General features: G+C 65.0%; 6 protein-coding genes. 3 read left to right on the top strand and 3 right to left on the bottom strand.

Annotated elements, in window-relative coordinates; genetic code table 11:
• The 3 genes from EOB80_RS25365 to phnN all read left to right on the top strand — a co-directional run.
• Window positions 1–581: DUF1045 domain-containing protein (locus tag EOB80_RS25365; RefSeq protein ID WP_127330523.1), on the top strand; the 581-nt coding region annotated here is incomplete at its 5' end.
• 1 nt (window position 582) lies between these two features.
• Complete coding sequence (locus EOB80_RS25360; protein WP_127330497.1) at window positions 583–1722, top strand: alpha-D-ribose 1-methylphosphonate 5-triphosphate diphosphatase; 1140 nt, start codon at window positions 583–585, stop codon at window positions 1720–1722.
• On the top strand, window positions 1719–2348 hold the full coding sequence (phnN, locus tag EOB80_RS25355) for a phosphonate metabolism protein/1,5-bisphosphokinase (PRPP-forming) PhnN (protein WP_164762712.1): 630 nt from the start codon (window positions 1719–1721) through the stop codon (window positions 2346–2348). Before EOB80_RS25360 ends, phnN begins: the two co-directional genes overlap by 4 nt.
• Before the next feature lie 39 nt (window positions 2349–2387).
• On the opposite strand, the gene EOB80_RS25350 is transcribed toward phnN, so the two are convergent.
• The 3 genes from EOB80_RS25350 to EOB80_RS25340 are packed head-to-tail and all read right to left on the bottom strand — an operon-like array spanning window position 2388 to window position 5904.
• Window positions 2388–3287 (bottom strand): aldose 1-epimerase, encoded by a 900-nt coding sequence (locus EOB80_RS25350; RefSeq protein WP_127330495.1) that lies wholly within the window; start codon window positions 3285–3287, stop codon window positions 2388–2390.
• A gap of 23 nt (window positions 3288–3310) precedes the next feature.
• Window positions 3311–4306, bottom strand: coding sequence for an ABC transporter permease (locus EOB80_RS25345; protein ID WP_027040007.1), 996 nt, complete (start codon window positions 4304–4306; stop codon window positions 3311–3313).
• Window positions 4307–4359: 53 nt separating this feature from the next.
• Window positions 4360–5904, bottom strand: a complete 1545-nt coding sequence (locus tag EOB80_RS25340; protein ID WP_127330519.1) for a sugar ABC transporter ATP-binding protein — start codon at window positions 5902–5904, stop codon at window positions 4360–4362.
• Between the last annotated feature and the right edge of the window lie 96 nt (window positions 5905–6000).

Here is a 6000-nt window from a genome sequence, read left to right as displayed (position 1 = left end):
CTTTCCACACCGCTTCGGCGCGCCGTTATGGCTTTCACGCGACGCTGAAAGCCCCCTTCCGCCTGGCTGCCGACGAGACGGAAGCCTCGCTGCGCGCCGCACTCGACCAATTCGCCGAGGTGACGCCGGTGGTGACCATCCCGCGTCTCGTGGTCAGCCAGATAGACGGCTTCTTCGCATTGGTGCCGGAAGGGCCCGTGCCTGCGCTCAACCGGTTCGCCGATGACGTGGTGCGCGATTTCGACCGGTTTCGCGCACCGCTGAGCGAAGCGGAAATCGAGCGGCGCAGCCCGGATTCGCTGAAGCCGGCCGAGTTCCGCAATCTCTGCCAATGGGGTTATCCCTATGTCTTCGAAACCTTTCGCTTCCACATGACGCTCTCCGGCCGGGCGGGGTCACAGGAAAGCCCTCGTTTGCGCGCAGCGATCGACAGCCTGTTCGCGGAAGTGCTGCAACAGAAGGTGCTGGTGGATGCGCTGACCTTGTTTGTCGAAACCGAACCGGGTGCACCGTTCATGGTGCTCTCGCATCACGCGCTCGGGCGCCGCCCGGCCAGAAAAACCGCCTCAAGGACTGCCTGAAATGACCGCCGAGACTGTTCTCCACAATGCCCGCATCGTGCTTGCCGACGAGATCGTCGAAGGTTCGCTGGTGCTGCGCGACGGCTTTATCGCCGGCATCGAATCCGGCATCAGCCGCATCGGCGAGGACATGGGCGGCGACTATATCATTCCCGGGCTGGTCGAATTGCACACCGACCATCTCGAAGGCCACTACGCGCCGCGGCCCAAGGTGCGCTGGAACCCGATCGCCGCCGTGCTCGCCCATGACGCGCAGGTGGCGACCGCCGGCATCACCACCGTGCTCGACGCCTTGCGCGTCGGCATGGACGAAGACGCCGACCTGACATCGGCCGACATCCGCAAGCTGGCCGACGCGATCGAGGACAGTGTGAAGCAGGACCGTCTGCGCGCCGACCATTTCATCCATCTGCGCTGCGAGGTTTCGGCACCGGACTGCCTCAGGGCTTTCGCCAATTTCGACGGCGACGAGCGGGTCAAGCTGGCGTCGCTGATGGACCATGCGCCAGGCCAGCGCCAGTTCGTCGATCTCGAGACCTATGCCTACTATTACCAGCGCAAGCTGAAGCTGACCGATCGCGACTTCAAGCTGTTCTGCGAAAAGCGGATGGCCGAATCGGCGCGCAATTCGGCGCCGAACCGGGCGGTGATATCAGCCGCCTGCCAGGAGCGCGGCATCGTGCTGGCCAGCCACGACGACGCCACGTCAGGCCATGTTGACGAGGCGATCGAGCAGGGCGTGCGCGTCGCCGAATTCCCGACCACGGAAGAGGCCGCCAGGGCCTCGAAAGAGGCCGGGATGGGTGTGCTGATGGGCGCGCCCAACGTCATGCGCGGCGCCTCGCATTCGGGCAATGTCTCGGCCCGCACGCTGGCCAGCGACGGCCTGCTCGACATCTTGTCATCCGACTATATTCCCTTCAGCCTGATCCAGTCGGCGTTCTTCCTCGGCGATGTCGTCGAAGGCATTTCCCTGCCGCAGGCCGTCGCCATGGTCTCGAAGAACCCGGCCGATGCGGTTGGCCTGACCGATCGCGGCGTCATCGAACAGGGCCGCCGCGCCGATCTGGTGCGCGTGCGCGTCGACGACCATGTCCCGGTGGTGCGCACCGTGTGGCGGCAGGGACGCCGGGTCGCATGATGGTGTCGGCATCGATCGAGCGTGAACTGTCGGCCGAGACGTTTCCGATCCGCGATGGCGTTTTCGTCGCCGTCGTTGGCCCAAGCGGCGCCGGCAAGGACACGGTGATCGGCTACGCCCGCGCCCGCTTTGCCGATGAGACAAGGCTGGAGTTCGTCCGCCGCGTCATCACCAGGCCGAGCGATGTCGCCAGCGAGGACCACGACACGCTGGCCGATGCCGCCTTCGTCGAGGCCGAAGCCGATGGCGCCTTCGCCATCTCCTGGGAAGCGCACGGCTTGCGCTACGGCATCCCTGCCGATGTCGACTGGTCCGTTGCCAATGGCCGTGTCGCTGTCGCCAATGTGTCGCGAGCGATCATACCCTCCTTGCGCGAACGCTATGCCAATCTGGCCATTGTCGAGATCACCGCCTCGCCTGAAGTGCTGGCCGAGCGTCTGGCGATGCGCGGTCGCGAGTCACGCGGCGAAGTGCTGGCGCGGCTGGCGCGCAGCGCCAATGTCACTCTGTCCGGGCCCGGCGTCACCTCGATCGACAACAGCGGCCCGCGCGAGACGGCCGGCGAACGCTTCGCCGAGGTGCTGCGCAAGGCGATGGCTTTTTCCGACATGTCGGGCCTGATCTAGATCGTCGGCTCCTGACGCCTCGTTCACGCGATGGGCGCTTTAAGCCCCAAGCGCAAAGGGCATCAGCGACACCGTGCCCGCCGAACTTTCACCTGGGGCGAGTACGATGGTGCCCTCGTCCGGATCGCTCCATCCGCCCCGGTTGAAAGCACCGGAGGCCATGGTCTGCGGTTCGACGCAAAAGTAAGGCTTGGCCGGGTCGGCGTACAGCATAAGGTGCTTGAAGATCGGATCGGCCTTGATGCGCAAACCCGCGCCGCGCGCCGGAAAGCGAAGCGTCGCCTCACCCGTCCAGCCGCCATAATCATTGTTGCGCCAGCCGGCGGGTAAAGGCCGGCTCTCGGCGAAGTCGAGTTCGGGCGCAAGCGCTATCGGATCGCCGGCGATGCCTTGCGGTTCCTCCAGATAGAACCGCGCGGCCTTGAATTGCAGCGTGACGTCCGGGTCGCGATCGAACCAGGGATGCAGGCCGAAACCAAACGGCATGGAAACCGGCCCCGTGTTGGTCAGTTTCATGGTGACGCCGAGGCCTTCTTCGGACAGCACGAAAGCCTGCGTCGCGTGATAGGAGTAGGGTTCGAGGCTGGCTGCGATATCCAGCGACAGCGTTGCCTGGGCGTCGCCGGTCTCAGTGACGGTCCAGGGGTGTTTCCAGCCGCTGCCATGCACGTTGATGGCTTCGGGCGGATTGTTGGGCTGGACCCGCCAGCCCTTCGCTCGAAACTCGAATGTATTTCCGGCGATGCGGTTGGCGTAGGGGGTCATCGGGAACATGGCGACGCCAAGCACATTGCCGGCTTCGCGATCATGGTCCGAGAGCCTGCGCATGAGATCGATGCCGCGCCAGCGCAGCGCGCTGAGGCTACCGCCGATTTGCGGCACCAGTTCGGCTTCGAGCGCGCCGGCCCTGAGCGTCAACGGTTCAGGAATTGCAGCCATCGCCCGCCATTCGCCGCGAGGCGCTATTCCGCGGCCGCGCCGGCGGCGCTTTTTCGGGTGGCGTCGACCATCAGCCGCCGTTCCCGGAACACGCCCCATTGCTGGTCGACCAGTACGCCGATGAGGATGACGCCGCCCATCACCGCGAAGTTGAGCGAGGACGGGATGCCGAGCAGGTTGACGAGGTTCTGCAGCTCCTGCAGCAGCACGGTGCCGAGGATGACGCCGATCAGCGAACCTTCGCCGCCGCGCAGCGAAAAGCCGCCGAGCACGGCTGCGGCGATGGCGTAGAGTTCGTAGAACTGGCCGTGGCTGGCCGGTGAGATCGAGCGCGTGTACATGGCGAAATAGATCGCCGACAGCGCCGTCAGCACGCCGCAGATGACATAGGCGGCGATGACGACGCGGCCGGTGCGGATGCCCGAATATTTCGCCGCCTCCTCGTTCTTGCCGATGGCGTAGAGATAGCGGCCGAACACCGAGCGGTGCAGCACCACCCACATGACGATCGAGATGACGATCAGCGCGATAAAGCTGTTCGGCACGCCGTATGAGCGCCCGGCGGTGAGGAATTCGAGGTCGGGAAAATTCTGGCCGAAGGCAAAACCCGCCGTGCCGTCGGCGGTGTAGAAGCGGGCGACGCCGCGATAGATCAACAGGCCGCACAAGGTGACGACGAAGGGCTGCAGCTTGAGCCTTGTGATCAGCCAGCCATGCGCCAGGCCGATGATGGCGCCAAGCACCAGGATGAGCACGAAGGCCAGCGGCCATTCCATGCCACGCACGGCGATGAAGTCGATGAACAGTGTGCCGAGCAGCGCGACCACCGAGCCGACCGACAATTCGATGCCGCCGGTAATGATGACGAAGGCCTGGCCGATCGACAGGATGCCGAACAGGCCGATCAGGTTCGAGGTGTTGGCGAGGTTGATCGGCAGCAGGAAGCGCGGATTGATGATCGCCACGATCGCCCCGACCACCAGGATCAGGATCAGCAGGCCGAGATCTTTCTTGCTCATCGTCTTCTCCCCAATGCCTGAGCGGATCGCGCTTGAGCGAGACCCTGGCAAAACTACTTCGGCTGCTTGCCCACCGCCAGCAGCAGCACGTTTTCCTGGCTGAACCGATCCTTGTCGAGAATGCCGGAGATCTGGCCCTCATGCATGACGGCGATGCGGTCGGACACGCCGATCACCTCTTCCATGTCCGACGAGATCATCAGCACGGCGACGCCGGCATCCGCCAATGCGCGCATCAGCCCGTAGATTTCCGCCTTGGCGCCGATGTCGATGCCGCGCGTCGGCTCGTCCAAAATCATCACCTTGGGGTTCATGGCCAGCCATTTGCCGAGCACGACCTTCTGCTGGTTGCCGCCCGACAGCGTGCCGGTGCGCGTTTGCACCGACGGCGCCTTGATGCCGAGGTCTTTCTTCTGCTTCTCGGCGGTGGCGGTCTCGGCGCTTTTGGACACCAGGGAGCGGCGCGCATGCGCCGGCAGATTGGGCAAGGAAATGTTCTGCGCGATCGACAGGTCGAGCAGGATGCCGGTGAGCTTGCGGTCTTCCGGCACCAGGAAGATGCCATGCGCGACGGCGTCGGCCGCCGAGCCCAGTGCAAGCGGCTTGCCGTCGAGCTCAAGCGCGCCGCCGAGCTTCGAGTCGATGCCGAAGAACACCCGCGCCAGCTCGGTGCGGCCGGAACCGACAAGCCCGGCAAGGCCGAGGATCTCGCCGCGCCTGATGTCGAGATCGACCGGCCGGCCGGGATAGGCAGGCGTGCGGATGGCCTTGGCCGCAAGCGCTACGGCGCCGGGCGCACGCGCGGCCTCCGAGGCCTTTTCGCGCTCCTTCAGCATGCGGCCGATCATCAGCTTGACCATCTGGTCGTGGCCGATGTCGTGCTTGCCCAGCGTACCGGCCAGCATGCCGTCGCGCAGCACGACGACGCGGTCGGCGACGCGCTCGACCTCATGCAGGCGGTGCGAAATGAAGATGACACTGATGCCGTCGGCCTTCAGCGCCTTGATGACGTCGAGCAATTTGTCGGTTTCGGCGAGCGGCAGGCTCGATGTCGGCTCGTCGAGGATGACCAGCCGCGCCTCGATCGATAGCGCCTTGGCGATCTCGACCATCTGCTGCTGGGCCAGCGACAGGGTCGCAACTTGGGTGTCGGCGGAAAAATTGGCGCCGACGCGCTTCAACAGCGGCGCCACCATGGTGCGGAGCCTGGCGCGGTCGACGAGCTTCAGCGGCCCGGCGCGCAACGGCTCGCGGCCGAAGAAAATGTTGGCGGCGACATCGAGATTTTCGAACAAATTGAGTTCCTGGTGGACGAAGGCGATGCCCGATCCCAGGCTGGCTTCGACGGAGAGCCTGTCATGCGCGGTGCCGTCGACGGTGATGGTGCCGCTGTCGGGCGTGGTGACGCCGCCGAGGATCTTCATCAAGGTCGATTTGCCGGCGCCGTTTTCGCCGACGAGGCCGATAACCTCGCCCGGCCTGACCTCCATGGAGAAGCCGTCCAGCGCGACGACGCCCGGATAGGTCTTGCGCACGTTCTCGAGGCTGAGGAACGGGGCGGTCACGGATGCAGCAATGGATGTGTCGGAATAGTTCATCATGCCTGACAGCGATTGGCGGAACGGCCTCCTCGCAGACTGACGGGCCTTGGGAGGCCCGTCAATAAAAAGCGAGGCGTCGCGCTGCCCCTCACC

This window comes from Mesorhizobium sp. M7A.F.Ca.MR.245.00.0.0 (assembly GCF_003997415.1).
Classification (GTDB): Bacteria; Pseudomonadota; Alphaproteobacteria; order Rhizobiales; family Rhizobiaceae; genus Mesorhizobium.
Note: the sequence above shows the minus strand (reverse complement) of the source record. Positions and strands in the feature narration are given on the sequence as shown.

Bases quoted from the DNA above. Each gene is read 5' to 3' on its own strand.
- EOB80_RS25360 (WP_127330497.1), top strand. From the start codon at position 583: ATGACCGCCGAGACTGTTCTCCACAATGCCCGCATCGTGCTTGCCGAC.
- phnN (WP_164762712.1), top strand. From the start codon at position 1,719: ATGATGGTGTCGGCATCGATCGAGCGTGAACTGTCGGCCGAGACGTTT.
- EOB80_RS25350 (WP_127330495.1), bottom strand. From the start codon at position 3,287: ATGGCTGCAATTCCTGAACCGTTGACGCTCAGGGCCGGCGCGCTCGAA.
- EOB80_RS25345 (WP_027040007.1), bottom strand. From the start codon at position 4,306: ATGAGCAAGAAAGATCTCGGCCTGCTGATCCTGATCCTGGTGGTCGGG.
- EOB80_RS25340 (WP_127330519.1), bottom strand. From the start codon at position 5,904: ATGAACTATTCCGACACATCCATTGCTGCATCCGTGACCGCCCCGTTC.